Origin of the sequence: Nocardia mikamii NBRC 108933 (genome assembly GCF_001613505.1) — a bacterium.
Taxonomy (GTDB): domain Bacteria; phylum Actinomycetota; class Actinomycetes; order Mycobacteriales; family Mycobacteriaceae; genus Nocardia; species Nocardia mikamii.
Genome location: NZ_BDCM01000007.1, coordinates 218,601 through 243,999 on the forward strand (window position 1 = coordinate 218,601; position 25,399 = coordinate 243,999).

The following is a 25,399-nucleotide window of genomic DNA, read 5'->3' on the forward strand; positions in this document are numbered from 1 at the left end:
GGCCACCGGCGTACCGATGTTGATGTCGGATTCACCGCTCAACCGGGACAGCAGCACGGCGAGCGCCGCGTGCACCACCATGAACATGGTGGCACCGCGATCGCGGGCCAGATCGGCGAGGCGGGCCTGCACCTCCGCACCGATCTCGAAGGTGTGGATCCCGCCGCGTCCGGACGCCACGGCCGGCCGCGGCCGATCGGAGGGCAGATCCAGCTGTTCCGGCGCGCCGCCGAGGGTCTGCTTCCAGAACGCGATCTGCTGGGAGATCGTCGAATTCGGATCGTTCTCCGACCCCAGCACGGCGCGCTGCCAGAGCGCGAAGTCGGCGTACTGGACCTCGAGCGGCCGCCAGCCGGGCTCACCGCCCTCGACTCGCGCGCCGTAGGCGATCATCACGTCCCGGGCGAACGGTCCCATCGAGAACCCGTCGCCGGAAATGTGGTGCACCACCACGGCCAGCACGTGTTCGGTCGGGCTGATCTCGAACAGCCGCGCTCGGAACGGCGGCTCGGCCGTCACGTCGAATCCGGTCAGGACGAGTTCGGAAAGCCGCAGCGGCAGTTCGTTCTCGCTCACCTCCACCGGGGTCAGATCGGGAATCACTCCCCCGGTGGGCATGATCTCCTGGTACGCCGCGCCGTCGACCTCGGGGTAGCGGGTCCGCAGCGATTCGTGCCGGGCGATCACGTCGGCGACCGCGATGTGCAGCGCCTGCCGATCCAGCAGGCCGGACAGCCGCACAACGATCGGGATGTTGTCGACGGCCGATTCCGGATCGAAGCGGTTCAGGAACCACATCCGCTGCTGTGCCAGCGACAGCGGGATGCGTTCCGGACGCACCTGCGGCACCAGCGGCATCCGCGCCACGGTCCCGGCGCCGGATTCCGCACGGGCGGCCAGGGCCGCGACCGTGGACGCTTCGAAGATCTCACGCACGCCCAGCTGCGCGTCCAGCGATGCCGACAGCCGCGCCGCCACCTGGGTGGCGATCAGCGAGTTGCCGCCCAAGGCGAAGAAGTCGTCGTCCAGGCCGACCCGGTCGACGCCCAGCACCTCGGCGAACGTGGTGGCGACGATCTGTTCCACCGGCGTGTTCGGCGCGCGGAAGACCGCGGCCTCGAAGACGGGCGCCGGCAACGCGCGGCGATCGAGTTTGCCCGAGGCGTTGAGCGGCAGCTCGTCGAGCACCATCACCACGGACGGCACCATGTAGGCGGGCAGACGCTGCGCCAGCTCGTCGCGCACCGCCTCCGGCTCGACCGTACGGCCCGGTGCCGCAACGACATACGCCACCAGGTGATCGCCGGTGCGCTGATCGCTGCGGACCACCACGACCGATTGCGAGACCTCGTCGAGCGCGGCGAGATCGGCCTCGATCTCGCCGAGTTCGAGGCGCTGACCACGCAACTTCACCTGGAAGTCGGTGCGGCCCAGATAGTTCAGTTCGCCGTCGGCATTCCACATCACCAGGTCGCCGGTGCGGTACATGCGCGCACCGGCCTGCCCGAACGGGTTGGCGACGAAGCGGTCCGCCGTCAGCTCGGCGCGCGAGACGTACCCGCGGGCCAGCTGATCGCCCGCCAGATACAGCTCACCCGCGACACCCACCGGCGCCGGGCGCAGACGCGCGTCGAGCACGTAGACCCGGGTATTGAACACAGGCCGGCCGATCGGCACGGCCTCGACATCACTGTCGACCACCCGGTGATAGGTGACGTCGACCGCGGCCTCGGTCGGACCGTACAGGTTGTGCACCTCGGTCCCGGTGAGTTCACGCAGGCGATGAGCGGACTTCGGCGTCAGCGCCTCACCGGAGGCGAAGACCATGCGCAGCGAAACACACTGCGCCACCGCCGGTTCCATGACGAACACCGACAACATGGACGGCACGAAGTGGGTCACGGTGACCCCTTCGGCGGTGATCAGCTCGGCCAGATAGCCCGGATCCCGATGTCCCTCCGGCTTCGCGACCACCAGCCGCGCACCGATCTGCAACGGCCAGAAGAACTCCCACACCGACACGTCGAAGGTGGACGGGGTCTTCTGCAACACCACATCCGCGGCGGTGAGCTCGTACTGCGCCTGCATCCAGACCAGGCGGTTGACGATCGCCGCGTGCGAGACCGCCACGCCCTTGGGCCGTCCGGTCGAGCCGGAGGTGAAGATCACGTAGGCCGTGTTCTCGGGACGCAACGGCGCCCGGCGTTCCCGATCGGTCACCGGCTCGGCCGAATAGCCCGACAGATCCAGCAGATCGATCCGGACCTGCGCGGTGTCGATCTCGAGATCGGCACCTGAGGTCAGCACGCACATCGGATCGGCGGTGGCGAGGATGTAGCGGGTGCGCTCGGCCGGGTGGTCCGGGTCCAGCGGCACGTAGGCCGCGCCGGTCGTGGCCACCGCGTACATCCCGATCAGCAGATCGAGCGAACGCCGCATCCCCAGGGCGACCAGCGTCTCCGGGCCCACGCCGCGCTCGATCAGCCAGTGCGCCAGGCTGTTGGCGCGTGCCGCGAACTCGCCGTAGGACAGACTTGTCCCCTCGAACGTCAGCGCGGGCGCGTCCGGGGTGCGTGCCACCTGAGCTTCGAACGTCGCGACCAAGTCGGGCCGGGCGATGTCACGCTCGGCCAGGGCGGCGGCGGTGTCGAATTCGGTGCTGTTCCAGCGCGAGACGAGCAGGTCGCGCTCGCCGGCCTCGAGCAGATCGATGTCACCGAGCGCGATATCCGGAGCGGCGGTCATCGATTCGAACACCCGCACCAGCCGATCCGCGATCCGCCGGACCGTGCTCTCCTCGAACAGATCCTGCAGGTAGCCCGCCCGGATCCGCAGGTTCTGCCGCGGGCCGGTCGCATTCTGCTCGTCCGCGAGCGTGTCGAGCTGCACGATCAGCGTCAGCGGATAATGCGTGGCGTCGGTGGCGTCGAGGCCGGTGACGGCCATACCGTCGATATCGGCGGCCTGGGCCTGAATTCCCTCGGCATCGACCGGATACGACTCGAACACCACCAGGGTGTCGAACAGATTGCCGACACCGGCCGCGGCCTGGATCTCCGCCAGACCGACGTAGTGGTGGTCGAACAGATCCGCCTGTTCGCCCTGCACCCGCCGCAGCAGATCCCGCGTCGATTCCGATTCGTCGAAGCGGATCCGCACGGGCACCGTGTTGATGAACAGGCCGACCATCGATTCGACGCCGGTCAGCTGCGGCGGCCGGCCGGACACGGTGGTGCCGAACAGCACGTCGTCGTGGCCGGTCCACCGGCCGAGCAGGACGCCCCAGGCCGCCTGCAGCACGGTATTGACCGTGACGCCGAGCTCGCTCGCGAGCGCGGTGAGCCGCCCGGTGGTCTCCGCACCGAGATCGAAGACGTACTCGCCCGCGAGCGCGGTGATTTCCCGGCCGGCGTCCGGACGGGTCAGCAGAGTGGGCTCGTCGACCCCGGCCAGGGCCTGCCTCCAGGCCTCGATCGAAGCCGAATGATCCTGCTGCGCAGCCCATTCCAGGAAGTACCGGTACGAGCGCACCGGTGCCAGCGCGGCGGCGTCGCCGTGCGTGGCGTAGAGCACCAGCAGATCCCGCATCAGCAGCGGCATCGACCAGCCGTCCAGCAGGATGTGGTGGTTGGACACCGCCAGCCGCCAGCTGTCGTCGGCGACCTGGATGAGGGTGAAGCGGATCAGCGGCGGCGCCGCCAGATCGAAGCGATCCATCCGATCGGCTTCGATCAGGTCGGCGAAATCGCCACTGGCCCGGCGGTCGTGCTCGATCCAGGCCAGGTCGACTTCGTCGAGGACCACCTGCACCGGGTTGCCCTCGGCATCGGAGACGAAGGCGGCCCGCAGGCTCTCGTGCCGATCGACCAGTGCCTGTGCGGCCGAACGCAATCGGGCCGCGTCCACTCGCCCGGTCAGGATGAGGACGGCCTGCGCGGTGTAGACGTCGACCGAGGCCGAGGCCAGCTGCGCGTGGAACAGCAGGCCGGCCTGCAGGGCCGACAGCGGCCACACGTCGGTGAGGGCCGGGAAGCGCCGCTCCCACTCGTCGATATCGCGCTGCGTGCTGGGCACCAGCGGGAAGTCCGACGGCGTGTGGCCGCCGGCCTGCGCCGATTCCGCGTGCTGGGCAACGGCTTCCACGGCCGCGGCCCACAGGCGACCGAATTCGGCGACCGCCTCGGCGTCGAGCAGGGTGCTCGGATAGCCGATGGTGGCGATCAGCTCGTCACCGACCACGATGGCGTTGATGTCCAGCGGCGCCATCACCGGCATATCGGCGTCGTAATCGCCACCGAGCGAACCCAATTCGGGCGCGGGAATCCAGCCGAATCCGCGCAGCGCGTCGGGAATCGCACCGTCGGCGACCCGGCCCAGGTAGTTGAAGCTGATCTGGCCGGGCAACTGATCCGGCAACCGCTGCGCGGTCTCCTCGTTCAGGTAGCGCAACAGTCCGTAACCCAGACCCTTGTCCGGGACGGCCCGCAACTGCTCCTTGACCGCCTTGATCGCGGCGCCCATCGCCGGACCGCCGGTCAGCGCGGCCTCGACGTCGATATCGGTCAGATCGAAGCGGACCGGGAAGATCGAGGTGAACCACCCCACGGTCCGAGACAGGTCCGCACCCGGGACCAGATCCTCTTCGCGGCCGTGGCCCTCCATCCGCATCAGCAGCGAATCGGACGGGGTGGTCCGGCGCGCCCGCCAAGCGGCCGCGGCCAGCACCAGTGCGGTCACCAGGCCATCGTTCACCCCACCGTGGAACAGTGCCGGAACCGTGGTCAGCAGCGTCCGGGTCACCTCGGCGGAGGTCTGCACCCGGTGCCGCTCCAGCACCGCGGAGACATCGACCAGCGGGTCCATCGGGCGTCGGGTGAACAGCGGGTCCGGACCCTCGACGACCTCGAGCCACCGCTCGAGTTCACCGGCGCGCTCGGCCGCCACCCGCTCCAGGGCATGAGCCCAGGTGCGCATGCTGGTCGCCGCCGGGGCCAGCTCGGGGGTCTGCCCGGCCGAGATCTGTCCCCACGCCATGACGAAATCGGGGACCAGGATGCGCCAGGAGACGCCGTCGATCACCAGGTGATGGGCGACGACGACCAGCCGGCCGGCGCGTTCACCGGACCGCGCCGGATCCAGCCAGAGGAACCGGATCACCACGCCCGCTTCGGGATCCAGGCGATCCAGGGTCTCGTTCAGGGCGGCGGTCGCGAGGTCGAACAGGGCGTCGTCGTCGATCGCCGGATCGAACTCCACCCGGTCGATCAGCGCGTCGACATCCACGGTGCCGGGCTCGGCGGTCTCGACGATCCACTCCGCACCCGCGTGCCGGCGCAGCCGGGCCCGCAGCATGTCGTGGCGGTCGATGACGGCACCGGCCGTGGCGGCGATACCCGCCCGATCGATTCCCGCCGGAAGTTCCAGCGCCACGGTCTGGTTGAAGCGCCGGATCGAACCCGGCCGCTCCATCATGAACCGGACCACTGGCGTCAACGGCATGGTACCGACGCCACCGCCGGGAAGTTCGGCCAGCCGGACGGGCGCCGCCCCCTGGGCGTCGCCGGTCCGCGCCACGGCCGCCAGCCCGGCGACCGTCCGCTGTTCGAACACATCGCGCGGAGAGAACACCACGCCCCGGGCCTTGGCCCGCGACACCAGCTGGATGGACACGATGCTGTCGCCACCCAGCGCGAAGAACGAGTCCTCGATACCGACCCGATCCAGGCCGAGCACTTCGCAGAACACCTCGGCGATGGTGTGCTCCAACGGCGTACGCGGGGCCTGGAACGCGACGTCTGACGCGAAGACCGGCGCCGGCAGCGCACGGCGGTCCAGCTTGCCGGCCGGGGTCAGCGGAATCCGGTCCAGCACCATGATCGACGCGGGCACCATGTACCCGGGCAGCCGCTCGGCGGCGTGGTCGGTGATCGCCCCGACGTCGATCGAACGCCCTTGCGCCGCAGTGACATACGAAACCAGCGAGACGGCGCCGGTGCTGCTGCGGTGCCCCACGGTCACGGCGAAGTCCACCGCCGGATGGGAGGCGAGCGCGGCGTCGATCTCGCCCAGCTCGATACGGAAGCCGCGGACCTTCACCTGGAAGTCCGAGCGGCCCATGTACTCGATGCGGTTCTCGACGTCGCCGTCGGGCAGCTGGCGCGAGGTCCAGCGCACCACGTCACCGGTGCGATACATGCGCTCACCCGGAACGAACGGGTTCGCGACGAACCGGTCGGCGGTCAGACCCGGGCGGCCGAGATAACCGCGCGTCACCGCCATACCGGAGACGTACAGCTCGCCGACGACACCGTCGGGCACCGGCTGCAGGAGGTTGTCCAGCACCAGCGACCGCACGCCGCGAATCGGACCGCCCATGGTGACCGAATCACCGGGCAGCAGCGGTTCGCCGATGTTGACCACGATGGTGGCCTCGGTCGGACCGTAGATGTCGTAGAAGCCACGCACGCGCCGGTCGTGACCGTCACCGATCGGGATCGCCCACTTGGCGATCAGATCCTGGGTGAACGACTCACCACCGACGGCGATCATCCGCACGCTGTCCAGCCCCGCGGGTTCGATCGTGGCCAGCACCGCCGGGGTGCTGAACAGATGCGTCACCCGCTCGCGCCGGATCAGGTCGTACAGCTCGGATCCACCGAACACACCGGCCGGAACCACGATCAGGGTGCCGCCCGGGCCGAGTGCGTACAGCAGCTCCATGACCGAGGCGTCGAAACTGGGGGACGAGAAGTGCAGGGTGCGCGACTCGGTGTCCAGCCCGTACCGCTCGATCTGCTCGGCGTTCAGGGTCGCCAGACCGGCGTGCGGCACCACGACACCCTTGGGCACACCGGTGGAACCGGAGGTGTAGATGATGTAGGCCGGATGCTGCGGGTGCAGCGGACGCACCCGATCGGCATCGGTGATCGCCTCGCCGGCGAAAGCGGCCAGCTCGGTCTCGGTGATCCGGTCCAGGACCAGCCAGTTCACCGAATCGGGCAGATCGTCCACCGCCTCGGCGGTGGTCAGGCCGATCCGGGTCCCGGAATCGGTGACCATGTGCAGGATGCGGTCGGCCGGATAGGTGGGATCGATCGGCAGGAAGGCCGCACCGGACTTCGCCACCGCCCACTGGGCGAGATACGAATGCGCCGAACGCGGGGCCGCGATCGCCACCAGGTCCTCGGGGCCGACGCCCTGCGCGATCAGCAGGCGCGCCAGGCGGTTGGACCGCTCGTCGAGCTCGCGATAGGTGAGCCGGACGTCACCGTGAACCACGGCCTCGCCCAACGGATTACGGGCTACCGAGGCAGCCAGCAGGTCCGGCAGGCGGCCACCCGGCAGGGCGGAACCACCGGTCCGGGAGACCAGATCGGCACGCTCGGCCGCATCGAGGATCTCGATCCGGCCCACCGGCACATCGGGGTCGGCGGCGATCGCCTCGAGCACGCCCAGCCAGCGCACCACGATCGCTTCGGCGGTCGCCTCGTCGAACAGATCGGTGGCGTAGGTCAACGCCAGCGCCATCCGCGACGCGTCCTGTTCCGCGAGCGTGAACTGCAGATCGAAGCGTGCGATGTGCTCGTCGAGTTCGAGCGCGGACACGGTCAGGCCGGGCAGCTCCAGCGTCGCCCGCTCCATGTTCTGGAACGACAGCGCCACCTGGAACAGCGGGTTGCGGGCCTGCGACCGCTCCGGCGCGAGCACATCCACCAGTCGCTCGAACGGCACGTCGGCGTTGCCGAAGGCCTCGAGGTCGACGTGGCGGACCCGGTCGAGCAGCGCGGCGAAGGGTTCGCCACGGTCGATCTCGGTGCGCAGCACCAGCGTGTTGACGAACATGCCGACCAGATCGTCGAGCGCGGCCTCACCACGGCCCGCGATCGGCGTACCGATCGCGATGTCGTCGGTACCCGACAGCCGGGCCAGCAACACCGCCAGCGCACCGTGCACGACCATGAACAATGATGAACCGCGTTGCCGCGCAACCTCTTCCAGCGCCGAGATCAATTCCGGCGAGAGGGTGCGGCGCAGCGTCGCGCCACGATGCGAGGCCGCCGTCGGGCGCGGCCGGTCGGTCGGCAGGGACAGCTCGTCGGGAACACCGTCGAGCGCCTGCTGCCAGTAGGCGATCTGCCGGGCCAGCACCGACCTCGGATCGTCCTCCGTGCCGAGGACCTCGCGCTGCCAGATCGCGAAGTCGGCGTACTGCACGGCCAGTGGCGCCCAGCCCGGAGCACCACCCTGGGTGCGCGCTGTGTAGGCGGTCATCACGTCACGAGCCAGCGGCCCCATCGAGATACCGTCACCGGCGATGTGGTGCACCACGACCACGAGCACGTGCTCGTCCGGATGCACCTCGAACAGGCGCACGCGCAGCGGAACCTGCTCGGCCACATCGAATCCGATGGCGGCGAACTCTGCCAGCGCACTGGTCAGCTCGGCCTCGTCGATGCGGTAGGCGCGCAGATCCAGCGGGATCCGTTCGGCCGGAACCACCAACTGGGTGGGGGTGCCGCCGTGCTCCGGGTACCGGGTGCGCAGCGACTCGTGGCGGCGGATCACATCGAAGATCCCCAATTCGAGTGCGGCGGTGTCCAATTCACCGGAAAGCCGGATCGCCAACGGCAGGTTGTAGGCCGCCGCGGAGGTGTCGTACTGGTTGAGGAACCACATCCGCTGCTGGGCGTAGGACAGTGGCACCAGCTCCGGCCGCGGACGCGCGACCAGCCGCTGCCGGGCCTCACCACCGGTATGCGATTCCACCTTGGCGGCCAGCGCCTCCACGGTGGACGCCTCGAACAGCGCCCGCACCGCGACCGGGACGCCGAGCGCGTCGGAGATCCGGGCCGCGACCCGGGTCGCGATCAGCGAGTTGCCGCCGAGGTCGAAGAAGTCGTCGTCGAGCCCGACCCGGTCCAGGTCGAGGACGTCGGCGAACACCGCGGCCACCGTCTCCTCGACAGGGGTCTGCGGCGCCCGGAAAGCCCGGGCCTGCACGGCCGGGGCGGGCAGCGCCCGACGATCCAGTTTCCCGTTGACGGTCAAAGGAATTCGATCGAGCACCACGAATGCCGCGGGCACCATGTAGGACGGCAGCAGCTCGGCCGCTCCGGCGCGGACCGCGTCCAGATCGGGTGCGCCGCCGTCGGGCACCAGATAGGCGACGATGCGCTGATCGCCCGGCTGGTCCTCGCGCACCACCACGGCGGTCTGCGCGAGTCCCGGCTGGGCCAGTATCGCGGCCTCGATCTCACCGAGTTCGATGCGGAAACCGCGCACCTTGACCTGGTCGTCGGCGCGGCCGAGATATTCCAGTTCTCCGAACCGGTTCCAGCGCGCGACGTCACCCGTGCGATACAGGCGGGTTCCGTGCGCACCCAGCGGATCGGCGACGAACCGGGCCGCGGTCAGATCGGGCCGGCCCAGGTAGCCGCGGGACAGCTGCGGTCCGGCCACATACATTTCGCCGGCGACGCCGACCGGTACCGGATGCAATCGGTCGTCGAGCACGTACACGCGCAGCCCGGCGATGGCCCGGCCTACGATCGAACCCGTTGCGGTGGCGATGGTTTCGGCATCCAGCACGCGATGCGAGACGTGCACCGTGGTCTCGGTGATGCCGTACATGTTGACCAGCTTCGGCGACCCCGGACGGGCGTCCGGGCCGTGCCCGTCGCCGTGGCGAGCCACCCAGTCGGCGAGCCGGCGCAGTTCCAGTGCCTCACCGCCGAACACCACGTACCGCAGCGCCAGCGGCGCCACCACGTTCGGGCGCGGCTGAGAGACCGCGGGCGCGGCGTTGCGATCGGCCTCGGCCAGTTGGTAGAACGCCGACGGCGTCTGGTTGAGCACCGTGACCTGTTCGCGCCGCAGGAGTTCCAGGAACTGTTCCGGCGAGCGCGAAGTGTAGTAGTCGACCACCACGAGGCGGCCGCCGTAGAGCAGCGGGCCCCACAGCTCCCACACCGAGAAGTCGAAGGCGAACGAGTGGAACAGCGTCCACACGTCGTCGGCGCCGAAACCGAATTCGCGATCGGTGTTGGCGAACAGCCGCACCACGTTCCGGTGTTCGACGGCCACACCCTTCGGCCGGCCGGTGGACCCGGAGGTGTAGATGACATAGGCGACGGTGTCGGCCGTCAGCGGCGCCAGGCGATCGGCATCGGTGATCGGTGTCTCCCCGGCGTCGACCATATCCGGGACGTCGATACCGTAATCGTCCATCAGGACGGTCGGCAGGGCCGCGACGATCTCGGCGGCCGGCCCGGCCGGATCCACGGTCACCGAACTGTCGACGACGAGCGCCGCGGGCCGCGAGTCCTCGAGCACGTACGCGATGCGTTCGGCGGGATAGGTCGGATCGACCGGCACGTACCCGGCGCCGGATTTGACGACGGCCAGCAGCGCGACCACGAGATCGGCTGAGCGCGGCAGCATCACCGCGACCAGGCTGCCCGGGCCGGCACCCTCGTCGATCAGGCGGCGGGCGAGCTGATTGGCGCGCTGATCCAGCGACGCGTAGGTCAGCCGGTCACCGCCGAAGGTCACCGCGACCCGGTCCGGATGCGCGGCGGCGACGGCGTCGAACAGATCCGACAGGGTCACCGACTCGTCCGCGAACCGTCCGGAGACGTTGTCCCGGCCCGAGGAGACCCAGCGATCGGCGACGTCGATGCGCTCGGCCTCGCCGAGCAGATCGATATCGCCCACGACGGCCGCGGGGTCCTCGACCACGGTGTGCAGAATCCGCACGAACCGGTCGGAGAAGGCGGCGACCGTCTCCGGGTCGAACAGATCCGTGGCGTAGTTCCACAGCAGGTCGAGGCCGCCGGTGACGTTCTCACCGACGGTCAGCTGCAGGTCGAATTTCGCCGTGCCCGCGTCGAATTCGACGACGTCGAGGTTCAGTCCGGGCAGGGCGACCGTGGTCGCGTCCGCCTGGCCGGCGGCCTCGAAGGTCAAGGCCACCTGGAACAGCGGATGGTGGGCCTGCGACCGGACCGGGCTGAGCACGTCGACGAGCCGCTCGAACGGCACGTCCGCGTTCGCGAAGGCGGCCAGATCGGTGCGACGCACCTCGTCCAGCACGTCGGTGAAGCTCGCCTCCGAACGCACCGGCGTGCGCAATACGAGCGTGTTGACGAACATGCCGACCAGATCGTCGAGCGCGGCCTCACCGCGGCCCGCGATCGGGGTACCGATGGCGATGTCGTCGGTGCCCGACAGCCGCGCCGCCCAGGTAGCCAGCACGGCGTGCACGAGCATGAACAGCGTGACGCCCCGGGCACGAGCCAGTTCGGTCAGGGCGGCGTGCAGCTCCGCGTCGATCGAGAAGCCATGGGTCGCACCGGCATTGTCGGCCACCTCCGGGCGAGGCCGGTCGGCCGGGAGCTCGATCTGATCCGGCAGATCGCGCAGCTGCGCGCTCCAGTACGCGATCTGGCGCGCGGCCGGGGACTCCGGGTCGTTCTCGTCGCCCAGGACCTCGTGCTGCCACAGCGCGTAGTCGGCGTACTGCACCGGCAGCGGCGTCCACGCCGGCGCCTCCCCGCGCGTGCGTTCGGCGTAGGCCGAGACGACATCGCGCAGCAGCGGCCGCAGCGAGAAACCGTCGCTGCTGATGTGGTGCATCACCAGGACGACGACGTGCTCGTTCCGATCGAGCTCGAGCAGCGTCGCCCGGAACGGGATCTCGAGGGTGACGTCGAAGAACACACCGACGAGTTGTTCGATGCGCGCGGGCAATTCGGCCGCGGTCACCGGTTCGGGCGTCAGATCGAGAGCGACCTGCGATACCGGCAGCACCTGCTGGTAGCCGACACCGGCGACAGCCGGGTACACGGTGCGCAGCACCTCGTGGCGGGCCAGCACATCGGTCACCGCGGCGGTCAGCGCCGCGACGTCGAGTTCGCCGGTCAACCGGATCGCGACCGGAATGTTGTTCACCGCGGTGCGGTTGTCGAACCGGTTCAGGAACCACATCCGCTGCTGCGCCGGCGACAACGGAACCAGCGCCGGGCGGGTGCGCGGCGCCAGCGGAACCCGGCTGCCCTCTCCGGCATGGGATTCCACCCGTGCGGCCAGTGCCGCGACCGTGGTCGCCTCGAACAGCGTCCGCACGGCGACCTGGGTGTCCAGGGCCGCGCCCAGGCGGGCGGCTACCTGGGTGGCGATCAGCGAGTTGCCGCCGAGTTCGAAGAAGTCGTCGTCCAGGCCGACCCGCTCCACACCCAGCACCGCGGCCAGGGTGTCGGCGACGGTTTGCTCCACCGACGTGGTCGGCGCCCGGAACACCTTCGCCTCGAAGGTCGGGGCGGGCAGGGCACGACGATCGAGTTTGCCCGAGGCGTTGAGGGGGAGCTCGTCCAGCACGACATACGCGTTCGGCGCCATGTAGGACGGAAGCTGCTGTGCCAGACCGGATTTCACCGCGTCGATATCGATGTCGGCACCGGACGGGACCAGATAGGCCACCAGTTGATCGCCGAGTCGATCGTCGGAGCGCACCACCACGACGGCCTGCGCCACCGCGTCCATCGCGGTCAGGGCGGACTCGATCTCGCCGAGTTCGATGCGCTGACCACGCAACTTCACCTGGAAGTCGGTGCGGCCCAGATAGACCAGTTCGCCGCCCGCTCCGGTACCGCCGTTGGCGGCCGCCGGGCTCCAATACACCAGGTCACCGGTACGGTACATCCGCTCACCGGTGCCGAACGGATTGGCCACGAAGCGATCCGCGGTCAGATCCATCCGGCCGACGTACCCGTGGGCGAGCTGCGCGCCCGCCAGATACAGCTCACCCGCGACCCCCGCCGGCACCGGCCGCAACCGCGAATCCAGCACGTAGACCTGGGTGTTGAAGACGGGAGCGCCGATCGGCACGACCGTGGTGTCGGCGTCGACCACCTCGTGATAGGTGACGTCGACCGCGGCCTCGGTGGGCCCGTACAGGTTGTGCAACCGAGCGCCGGTCACGGCACGCAACTGCTGCGCCGTCTGCGCCGGCAGCGCCTCACCGGAGGCGAAGACGTGGCGCAACGCGCTGCCCGCGCCGGCCTCGGAGCCCAGCGCGGTCAGGTAGACCGCCAGCATCGACGGCACGAAGTGGGCGACGGTGACACCCTCGGCCGCGATCAGCTCCGCCAGATAGGCCGGGTCCCGATGCCCGTCCGGCTTCGCCACCACCAGCCGCGCGCCGATCTGCAAGGGCCAGAAGAACTCCCAGACCGACACGTCGAACGTCGACGGGGTCTTCTGCAGCACCACATCGAAGGCCGCCAGCCCGTACTGGGCGTGCATCCATACCAGGCGGTTGACGATCGCCGAGTGCGGTACCGCCACACCCTTCGGCCGACCGGTCGAACCCGACGTGAAGATCACGTAGGCGGTGTCGCCCGGGTGCAGCGGCGCCAGCCGATCCGCGTCGGTGAGCGGCTCGGCCGAGTGCTCCGACAGATCGACTTCGTCGACGGCAACGACGGCCGCACCGGCGGGCAACTCGGCGAAGGCATCCCCGATCCGGTCCGCGCTCGAGGTCAGGATCATCGCCGGGCGCGCGGTCTCGACGATGTAGCCGATGCGCTCGGCCGGATGATCGGGATCCAGCGGCAGATACGCGCCGCCGGCGGCGGTCACCGCGTAGATTCCGACCACCAACTCGATCGAACGCCGCATGCCCAGCGCCACCACCGACTCCGGCCCGACACCGGCGGCCACCAGGTGACGCGCCAGACGGTGCACCCGCTCGGCGAATTCGGCGTAGGACAGACTCGTCCCCTCGAAGGTGATCGCGGTCGCCTCCGGCGTGCGCGCCACCTGCGCCTCGAACAGCGAAATCAGCGTCTGAGCGGCGTCGCCGGACGTACGCGGCAGCGCCGCGTCGATTTCGAACGCCGTCTCGTTCCAATGCCGCACGAGCAGCGCGCGCTCGGCCGGATCCAGCAGTTCGATCTCGCCGACCACGATCGCCGGATCGGCGGTGACCGTCTCGAACACCCGCAGCAGTCGCGCCGCGAAAGTCCGGGCGAAGGCGGCGTCGAAAAGGTCGGTGGCATAGACGAGTTCGGCATCCATGCCGGTGGCCTCGGCACCCGGCTCGGTGCTGTCGGTCAGGGTCAACTGGAGGTCGAACTTCGCCGTGGGCGGATCGATGCGCAGCTCGGAGACCGCCAGTCCGGGCAGCTCCAGCGCGCTCGGACCGGTGTTCTGGAAGGTCAGCATCACCTGGAACAGCGGATGCCGGCCCTGCGAGCGGGCCGGATTCAACACCTCGACCAGCCGCTCGAAGGGCACCCCCGCATGCGCGAAGGCCGCCAGATCACGTTCGCGTACCAAGGCCAGCAGGTCGGTGAACGAGGCGGTCGTATCCACCTCGGCGCGCAACACCAGCGTGTTGACGACCATGCCGACCAGATCGTCGAGCGCCTGCTCACCACGCCCCGCGACCGGGATACCGATGGCGATGTCGTCGGTGCCGCTCAACCGCGACAACAGGGTGGCGAACGCGCTGTGCACCACCATGAACAACGTGGTCTGCTGGGCGCGGGCCAGCCGGTTCAGCGCCTCGACCAGATGGGCCGGGACCTGGAAGCGGTGGGTACCGGCCGCATTGGACGCGACCGCCGGCCGCGGCCGGTTGGACAGCCGCAGTTCGTCGGGCAAACCGCCCAGGGTCGTGCGCCAGTAGTCGAGCTGGGTGGAGATCAACGACCGCGGATCGTTCTCCGAACCGAGGACATCACGTTGCCACAAGGCGTAATCCACGTACTGGATCGCCAGCGGTGGCCAGTTCGGCACCGTACCCGCGGTGCGGGCCAGATACGCCGTCATCAGATCGCGCACCAGCGGACGCATGGAGAAGCCGTCCGCGGCGATGTGGTGGGCGACGACGACCAGGACGTGGTCGTCGTCGCTGCGGCGGTAGAGCCGCATCCGTAGCGGCGGCTGGGTGGTGACGTCGAAACCGCGTTCGGCGAAGTCGGTGACCGATACGACGAGCTCAGCGGCATCGTGCTCGTCGTGCAGCTCGATCGTCTCGATCTCGGGCACCGCGTGCGCGGCCGGCAGCACCTGCTGATAACCGACGCCGTCGTGCGACGGGTAGATGGTGCGCAGCGATTCGTGACGGGCGACGACATCGGCGACCGCGCCGCGCAGGGCGGCCGGATCGAGGTCACCGCGCAGCTGCACGGCGATCGGGATGTTGTTCGCCGCCGAGTCGGTATCGAACCGGTTGAGGAACCACATCCGCTGCTGCGCCAACGACAACGGCGGACGTTCCGGCCGCGGCTGCGGCGAAAGCGCCTGCCGGGCACCGGAACTCGTCTGCAGCCCGACCAGCGCGGCCAGTCCGGCCACGGTCGACGCCTCGAACAGCGCGCGCACACCGACCTCGACGCCCAGCGCGGCACCGAGCCGCGCCGTCACCTGGGTGGCGATCAGCGAGTTGCCGCCGAGGGCGAAGAAATCGTCGTCGGCGCCGACTCGTTCGACGCCGAGCAGGTCGGCGAAGGTGTTCGCGACCAGTTCTTCGATCGGACCGGCCGGAGCCCGGAATTCGCGGGCGGCGAGTTCGGGCGCCGGCAGCGCCCGGCGATCCAGTTTGCCCGCCGGAGTCAGCGGGATCTCCTCGAGAACCACCAGCGCGGTCGGCACCATGTAGGCCGGAAGCCGTTGCGCCGCATAGGCAGACACCGCATCGACGTCGATGGCCCGACCGGGCACTGCCCGCAGGTACGACACCAGCATGGTCACACCGCTGTCGGCCCGATGACCGATGGTGACCGCGAAATCGACCGACTCGTGGCTGGTCAGGGTGGCGTCGATCTCGCCGAGTTCGATGCGGAAGCCGCGGATCTTGACCTGGAAGTCGTTGCGGCCCACATACTCCGCCGCTGCCGCACCCGTCGCGTCGCGTCGCCAGCGCACCACGTCGCCGGTGCGGTACAGGCGGCTGCCCGCGGGACCGTACGGATCGGCGACGAATCGCTCGGCGGTCAGGCCGGCCCGCGCGTGGTACCCGCGGGCCAGTTGAATGCCGGAGACGTAGAGCTCCCCGGTGACGCCCTCCGGGACGGGGCGCAGGCGGCTGTCGAGGACCAGGGCCCGCATTCCGCGGACCGGGCCGCCGATGGTGACCGGGGCACCCGGCCGCAGCGGAGCGCTGATGTTGGTGGCAATCGTCGCCTCGGTGGGACCGTAGGCGTTGTGGAAGCGCCGTTCCACCGGCGGATGCGAACCGTTTCCGGTATTCGAAAGGCGCGGCAGTACAGACCATTTCGCGACCAGATCGGCCGACAGCGCTTCGCCGCCGGCGATGATGACCGACATTCCGGCCAGCGCCGCGGGGTCCAGCGACGCCAGCACCGACGGCGTGATCAGGCCGACGGTGACCCGCTCACGCGCGATCAACGCGCCGAGTTCGTCACCGCCGTAGGTACCCGGCGGCACCACCACGAGACCGCCGGCCGAGCCGACGGCGAGCAGCAACTCGAGCACCGACGCGTCGAACGACGGAGAAGCGAAGGCCAGCGCGCGCGTGTCCCGATCGAGCCCGTAGTGCTCGACCTGCAGCGCGCTGAAGTTGGCCAAGCCCGCATGGCTCACCACCACACCCTTGGGCAGACCGGTGGAGCCCGAGGTGTAGATGACGTAGGCGGCGTTGTCCGGTCGCAGCGCGGCGCGCCGATCGCGGTCGGTGACCGGATCGGCGGAGCACTGCGCGACCTCGGCCGCGAAGGCCGGGTCGTCGATCGCCAGCCAGGTACCGCCGACCGGCGCGGGCAGCGCGTCGAGTTCGGCGTTCACCGTAATACCCAGCAGCGCACCGGAATCGGAGACCATGTGCGCGATGCGATCCGCCGGATAGGCGGGATCGACCGGCAGGAAGGCGGCACCCGTGCGGGTCACGGCCCACAGCGCCAGCACCGATTCGACCGAGCGCGCGACGGCGATCGCCACCACGACTTCGGGTCCGGCGCCGTGTGCGATCAACGTGCGGGCGAGACGATTCGCCGCGGCATCCAATTCGGCGTAGGTCAGCGACCGGCCCTCGAAGATCACGGCCTGACCGTCGGGGTTGGCGGCTACCGCGGCCGACATCAGCTCGGGCAGAGTCGAGGGCGCGACGGGCGCGCCGCCGGAACGCTCGAGCAGCTCCGCCCGCTCCCGGCCGGACAGCATCTCCAGATCGCCGACGGGCGCATCCGGGGCGGTGGTGATCGCCTCGAGCAACCGCACGAACCGCTCGGCAATGGTCGCCACCGTCGACTCGTCGAAAAGGTCACGGGCGAAGGAGATTTCGGCGAGCATGCCGGTCTCGCTCACCGTGCCGGCCTCGCGCAGGGTCAGGGCCAGATCGAATTTCGCGGTCTCGACATCGAAATCGACCGTGGTGACCCGCAATCCGGGTAGCTCGAAGTTGCGTTCGGGCAGATTCTCGAACGACAGCGCGACCTGGAACAGCGGATGCCGCGACTGCGAGCGCGCCGGGTTGAGGACCTCCACCAGCCGCTCGAACGGCACATCCGCATGAGCGAAAGCCTGCAGATCGGTATTGCGCGCATCGGCCAGCAATTCGGCGAAACTCGCCCCGGCATCGACATTCGTCCGCAGCACCAGGGTGTTGACGAACATACCGATCAGGTCGTCCAGCGCCGCCTCACCGCGACCGGCCACCGGGGTGCCGATCGCGATATCCGAGGTACCCGATATGCGGGCCAGCAGCACGGCCAGGGCGCCGTGCATGACCATGAACAGCGAGGCGTTGTGCCGCCGGCCGAGTTCGGCCAGCCGCGACTGGATCTCGGGCGAGATCACGAAACTGTATGTACCGCCCCGATAGCTCGACACCGCGGGACGCGGCCGATCCGAAGGCAGCGTCAACTCGTCCGGTAGCTCCGCCAGCTCATCGGACCAGTACTGAATCTGCTTGGAGATCAACGAGTTCCGATCGTCTTCGGAACCGAGCGTCTCGCGCTGCCACAGCGCGTAGTCGGCGTACTGGACCGGCAGTTCGGTCCAGGCCGGCTGCTCCCAGCTGGTCCGCGCGGCGTAGGCCACCATGACGTCGCGGGCCAGCGGACCCATCGACCAGCCGTCGGCGGAGATGTGGTGCACCACCATGCCGAGCACGTACTCGGTCTCGCTGATCTCGAAGAGACTGGCGTGCAACGGCACTTCGTTGGTGACGTCGAAGGCCATCGACGCCAGCTCGACCAGATGCTCGATCAGATTGGCCTCGGTCACCGGTACCGGAGTCAGGTCGGGAACGATCTGCGCGGCGTCGAGCACCACCTGCACCGGTGCGCGACCGGTCTCCGGGAACACCGTACGCAGCGATTCGTGCCGGTCGATCACGTCGATGACCGCGACCTGCAGCGCCGCCACGTCGAGCTCACCGGACAGCCGGATCGCGACCGGAATGTTGTTGACCGCCGATGTGGTGTCGTACCGGTTCAGGAACCACATGCGCTGCTGCGCCAGCGACAATGGCACCTCGGCGGGCCGCTGCCGGGCCACCAGCGCCTTTCGAGCGCCGTCACCGGCCTGGGATTCGACGCGGGCCGCGAGCGCGGCCACGGTCGGCGCCTCGAACAGCACCCGTACCGGCACCCGGGTGTCGAGCGCGATCCCCAATCGCGAGGCGACCTGGGTAGCGACGAGCGAGTTGCCGCCCAGTTCGAAGAAATCGTCGTCGACACCGACCCGCGGCAGATCCAGCACGTCGGCGAAGACCTGGGCGACGATTTCCTCGATCGGCGTGGACGGCGCGCGGAAGGCACGGATCTCGAACAGCGGCGCGGGCAGCGCACGCCGGTCCAATTTGCCGTTGACGGTCAGCGGGATCGCGTCCAGCACCATGAACGCGGACGGCACCATATAGGCGGGCAGCAGTTCTCCCGCACCATCGCGCACGATCTCGGGATCGAGCTCATGGCCCGGCTCGGCCACCAGATAGGCGACGATGCGCTGGCCGCCGGGCTGATCCTCGCGCACGATCACAGCGGCCTGCGCCACCCCCGGCTGTGCCAGGACGGCGGCCTCGATCTCGCCGAGCTCGATGCGGAAACCACGCACCTTCACCTGGTCGTCGGCACGACCCAGATATTCCAACTCGCCGAAGCGGTTCCAGCGCGCGAGGTCACCGGAGCGGTACAGCCGCGAACCCGCCGCCTCCGGACCGGCCAGCGGGTTCGCGATGAACCGAGCGGTGGTCAGATCGGGACGACCCAGATAGCCGCGGGCCAGTTGCGCACCGGCGACATACATCTCGCCCACCACGCCGACCGGTGCCGGACGCAGCCGGTCGTCGAGAACGTACACGCTCAAGCCGCCGATGGCGCGACCCACGACGCTGCCCGCCGCGTTCGCGATGGCCTCGGCGTCCAGACGCCGATACGTCACGTGCACGGTGGTCTCGGTGATGCCGTACATGTTCACCAGGACCGGCGACGAATCACCGTGCCGGGCAACCCAATCGGCGAGCCGGCGCAGTTCCAGCGCTTCGCCGCCGAACACCACGTAGCGCAGCGCGAGCGGTTCGGCCGGATCGGCGCTCCGCTCGGCCTCGGCCAGCTGGTAGAACGCCGACGGGGTCTGGTTGAGCACCGTGACGCCTTCGCGCCGCAGCAGCTCCAAGAACTGTTCCGGGGCGCGCGAGGTGAAGTAGTCGACCACCACGAGGGAGCCACCGAAGGCCAGCGGACCCCACAGTTCCCACACCGAGAAGTCGAAGGCGAACGAATGGAACATCGTCCACACGTCCTGCGGCCCGAAGCCGAAGTCGGCGTCGGTGTTGGCCAGCAGCCGCACCACATTGCGATGCGCGACCGCCACGCCCTTCGGCCGACCGGTCGAGCCCGAGGTGTAGATGACGTAGGCGATATTGTCCGGCAGCAGCGGCGCCCGCCGGTCGGCGTCGGTCACCGCGGCGACGGCGCCTGGATCGGCGGTGTCGAGCTCGGACAGTTCGGCGAGAGTCACCACCGGGACGTCGGCCGGCGGTTCCACCTCGGCCGACTGGTCCACGATCACCCCGGACAGCCGGGAGTCGGACAGGATGTAGGCGATGCGGTCGGCCGGATAGGTCGGATCGACCGGTACATATCCCGCACCGGACTTCACCACCGCCAGCAGCGCGATCACCATCTCCAGCGATCGCGGCGCGATCACCGCCACCAGCGATTCCGGCCCTGCCCCGGCGGCGATCAGCCGGCGGGCCGCTGCGTTCACGCGGCGATCGAGCTCGGCGTAGGTCAGCGATCGGTTTTCGAAGATGACCGCGGTGCGGTCGCCGTGTTCGGCGACGACGGCGTCGAACAGATCCACCAGAGTCGCTTCGGAATTCGCGAACCGGCCCTCGGCACGGTCGGGCCCCGAGGACACCCAGCCGTGCGAGACATCGGTGCGCTCGGTCGCACCGAGCAGATCGATATCACCCACCGCGACCGCCGGATCGGCGGCGACTCCGCGCAGCACGCGCAGGAACCGCTCCGCGAAACCCTCGATCGTGACGGCGTCGAACAGATCCGTCGCAAAGTCCACCGCACCCGCGATGCCGCTGGGTTCGCCACGGCCCCCGCGCTGTTCGGTGAGCGTCCACTGCATGTCGAACTTCGAAATCGGGATTTCGAGTTCTTCGGCGGTGATCGACAGCCCCGGCAGTTCCAGTGCCGCGTGCGACATCTCCTGGAACGACAGCATCACCTGGAACAGCGGATGCCGCGCCTGCGAACGGGCGGGGTTGAGCAGTTCGACCAGCCGCTCGAACGGAATATCCGCATGCGCGAAGGCCGACAGGTCGTTGTCCCTGGTCCGGTCGAGGAAGTCGGTGAAGGACTCTGCGCCGTCGACCTCCGACCGCAGCACGAGGGTGTTGACGAACATGCCGATCAGGTCGTCGAGGGCCTGCTCACCACGACCGGCCACCGGGGTGCCGACGGCGATATCGCTGGTGCCCGACAATCGGGCCAGCAGCATGGCCAACGCGCCGTGCAACACCATGAACAGCGAAACGCCTTGGGCCCGCGCGAGATTCGACAAGCGAGCGTGCAGCTCCGCATCGATCTCGAAACCGATCCGGCTACCCTGGAAGCTCTGCGTCGCCGGCCGGGGACGGTCGGTGGGCAGATCCAGCTGATCCGGAAGTCCGGCCAGCGCGGAACGCCAGTAATCGATCTGGCGCGCGGCGATCGATCCCTGATCGTCCTCGTCGCCGAGCACCTGACGCTGCCACAGCGTGTAGTCGATGTACTGCACCGGCAGCGGCGCCCACTGCGGTGCCCCACCTTCGGTGCGGGCCAGGTAGGCCGCGGCCACATCGCGGGACAGCGGACCGAAGGAGAAGCCGTCGGCGGCGATATGGTGCACCACGAAGGCCACCGCGTAGTCGTCGACCTCGGCATCGGAATCGGAATCGATGATCCGGTAGATGCGGACCCGGATCGGCAGTTCGCGCGAGACATCGAATCCGATCGCGGCGAATTCGGTCAGCGCACCCTGCAATTCGGCCGCGGCGATCGGTGCGACCGGGATGACGAAGTCGACCTCGTCGATCGGCACTACCTGCTGGTAGCCACCGTCACCGGATTCCGGGAAGACGGTGTGCAGCGACTCCTGCCGCTGCATGACGTCCAGCAGCGCCTTGCGCAGCGCTTCGATCTCGATGTTTCCCCGCAACCGCACCACGAACGGCAGGTTGTAGGTAGGCGCACTCGGATCGAACTGGTTGAGGAACCACATCCGCTGTTGGGCCGGCGACAGCGGCACGATATCCGGCCGCCGCTGCGCCACCAAGGGCGGGCGAGCGGGGACATCGTCGTCCGCGCCCGACTCCGCGGCCGCCTCGGCACGGGCCGCGATCCCCGCCACGGTCGGGGTCTCGAACAACGCCCGCACGCCCAGCGCGATCCCGAACGCGGACGAGATCCGCGCGACCACCTGCGTGGCCACCAGGGAGTTACCGCCCAGGTCGAAGAAGTTGTCGTCGGCACCCACCCGCGGCTGGCTCAGCACATCGCCGAAGATTCCGGCGATGATCTCCTCGGCCTGGGTCCGCGGGGCGCGGAACCCGGCGGCGTCCGCGCTGAATACCGGTTCCGGCAACGCCTTTCGATCCAGCTTGCCCGAGGTGTTGAGCGGGAAGGCGTCCAACACCATGATCGACGCGGGCACCATATAGCTGGGCAGATGCTCGGCGACGAAACGACCGAGTTCGGCCGGATCGGCCGAAAATCCCGGCGCGGGAACCACATACGCGGCCAGCTGCTGCCCGGTCGCGGTGTCGGCGACCAGCACCACGGCCTGGCTGACCGCGGGGTGGGTCAACAGATGGGTCTCGATCTCGCCGAGTTCGATGCGCTGACCGCGGAACTTGACCTGGAAGTCGGTGCGGCCGATGTACTCGAGAACACCTGTTCCGTCTTCGCCGGCCACCCAGCGGACCAGGTCACCGGTGCGGTACATCCGTTCGCCGTTGCCGGAGAAGGGATTCGCCACGAAACGATCCGAGGTCAGATCTGCACGCCCGCGATAGCCGCGCGCCAGCTGCCGGCCGGCCAGATACAGCTCGCCCGGGGCCCCGATGGGCGCGGGCCGCAGCCGCGAATCCAGCACGTGAACATCGACATTCCACTCCGGAACACCGATCGGAACGGTGAGAGCGTCGGATTCGCCGACCTCCCATGCCGTCACCGACACCGCGGCCTCGGTGGGGCCGTAGAGGTTGAACAGGCGCGCACCGGGATTGACGGCCCGGAACATCGCCCCGGTCTCCGGCGGCAGCGCCTCACCGATGACGAAAACCGCTCGCAGCGAATCACATTGACCGGCGCTCACATGCGAGAGGAAAACGGTCAGCATCGAGGGCACGAAATCGGTGACGGTGACCGCGTGCCGTTCGATCATCTGCGCGACATAGACCGGATCGCGATGTCCGTCCGGATCCGCCACGACGAGCTTCGCGCCCACCAGCAACGGCAGGAAGTAACCCCACAGCGAGACGTCGAAGGTGGTCGCGGTCTTCTGCAGGTAGACGTCGTCGGCGGCGATGCCGTATTCCTGCAGCATCCACAGCTGCTGATTGACGATGGCGTCGTGGGTGACCGCCACGCCCTTGGGACGTCCGGTCGAGCCGGAGGTGTAGATGACGTAGGCGGTATGCGCCGGGCGCAGGGGCGCGCACCGATCGGCATCCGTGATCGGAGTGTCCGCGATCCCGGTCGTGTCGAGCGTGTCGATCCGCAACTGCCGCACCGAATTCGGCAGTTCCAGCTCCACCCCGGCGGTCGTCAGCACACAGACCGGATCGGCACTGTCGAGGATGTAAGCCGTGCGCTCGGCCGGATGATCCGGGTCGATCGGCACGTAGGCGCCACCGGCGCGCAACACCGCGTGCATGCCGACCACCAGGTCCAGCGACCGGCGCATCCCCAGCGCCACCAGCGACTCCGGGCCGACGCCATCGGCGATCAGCACCCGGGCCAGCCGGTTGACGCGGGCGGAGAACTCCCTGTAGGTCAATGCCTCGCCGTCGAATTCGACGGCGATCCGCTCCGGGTACCGCGCGATCGCGGCATCCAGGAGGTCCGGAAGTGTGGTCGAGACGACCTCGTGCGGATTCGAGCTCCACGTGTCGACGGTCGCGTGCAGTTCTGCTGCCGTCGTGATGGGCAGTGTCCACAGCCGGTCGTCGCCGCCGGCGGCCAGCAGCCGGTCGAAGAATTCCAGAAAGCGCGAATGATGCTGCTGCGCTTCGGCTTCAGTGTACAGGTTGGGGTTGACCTCGAAGTCGATCCGAGTGTTCGCCCCGCCCTGGCTCTGATAGAAGTTGACGCCCAGATCTTCGATCGAGCCGGTGGACAGCACGTGCACCCGGCCCGGGATCTCACCCAGCACGATCTCGTCCTGGAACAACATGATGTTGATCCACGGACCGAAGAATTCCTTGGTGACGACACCGTCACCGGTCCCGGCCGACAGCGCGGCCGCGGCGCTGTCTCGGCGGATGTCCTCATGGCGGTACCGCTGATGACGCAGTGCGCCCGAAACCTCGACCTGGACCGACTTCAGCAACTCGTCCACGGTGGACTCATGTCCGACACGCAGACGCAGCGGCACGATATTCGAGGCGGCACCGCCGGAACGGCGCATCGCGGCGGTCGTGCGGGCGGTGACCGGCAGGCTGAGAATGACGTCCTCGACGCCGGTCCACTGCGCCAGATAGGCGGCGAAGCCGGCGATGAGCAGGGCCGCCGGCGATGAGTCGTGCCGGTGGACCGCGTCGGTCAGCAGGCTGTTGCGGGTCTCCGACAGCTCCGCGCCCACCACGGTGTTCAACGGCGCCGGGGCGGCGTTACGGCCGGTGAGGCTGGAGCCTTCCTCCAGGCCCGCGACGCGCTGCGCCCAGTACTGCTTGTCGTTCTCGAAGCGAGCGCTGTCGCGGTAGGCGAATTCGGATTCGACGAGCGTCGCCAGAGCCGTCGCCTTGCCAGGGGCGGGCTCGGCGCCGGACCGGTACGCGGTATAGAGCTCCGCGACCCGGTTCATGTTGTTCATCGCGCCGAAACCGTCGAGCACGATGTGATGGGCGCGCGAGTACCAGAACCAGCGATCCTCGGCCACCCACAGCGCGGCCGAGCGGATCAGGCGGTCGGCGACGATGTCGAGTGGGCGGCCGTAGTCGGCACGCATCCAGCGGTGTGCCGCGGCCACCGGGTCGGCCTCGGCACGCAGATCGACCAGTTCGACCTCGTCGGTGGCGAGGTCGTGGTCGACGAACTGCATCGGTTCCCCGTCGCGTTCGACGATGCGAACGAAGCCGGACCCGAGTTCGTGGGAGGCGTCCCGGCTGGCCCGCGTCAGCACCTCGACGTCGATCTCACCGGGAAGGTCGACGTATTGGGCGATCGTGATCGGCACCTGGGGATCCAGGTGCTGGGCATACCAGATTCCGAGTTGCGCGGGCGACAGCGGAAACAATTGCTCCCCGGACCCTGCCGCAGGCGTTACCTCGCCGCCAGCTTCGCCGTTTCCGCCGAAATCCAGCCGGTCCAACCCGTAACCTCACTTCCGGAACGCCACGCAGCGCTCCCCGATGGCACACCGATGCGGACGCTCACCTCATCCGAGCGTGGCGTCCGGCAGTCGGGGCTCACTTCGATTGCAATCAGACAAAAATGTTCATAGGACCTATCCGTCCGTCGGGCCGATCTTGTTACATGGGCCCGACCACACCCACCGGCCACGGATCGGCCTCGTTTCGAGATTCGCTGATGAACACCGAACCAATCTACCGCCAGGTACCGACAATGAGCCAAGAAGGGCGATAGCGCTCCGACATCAGCACTGGACTCCGTTGCCCCCGCCACCTCGCGGTTCGGTCCGGCACTGGGAAGCC

At 68.9% G+C, this 25,399-nt stretch carries 1 protein-coding gene (running past one end of the window); it reads right to left on the reverse strand.

Going from position 1 to position 25,399, the window contains the following annotated elements; all coding sequences use genetic code 11:
- Positions 1-25,056 carry the 5' portion of a non-ribosomal peptide synthetase gene (locus NMI01S_RS10135; RefSeq protein WP_084512840.1) on the reverse strand. Its footprint begins 25,305 nt before the window's first position, so only the first 25,056 of its 50,361 coding nucleotides appear in the window; it begins with the start codon at positions 25,054-25,056; the stop codon falls past the left edge of the window.
- Positions 25,057-25,399 lie beyond the last annotated feature (343 nt).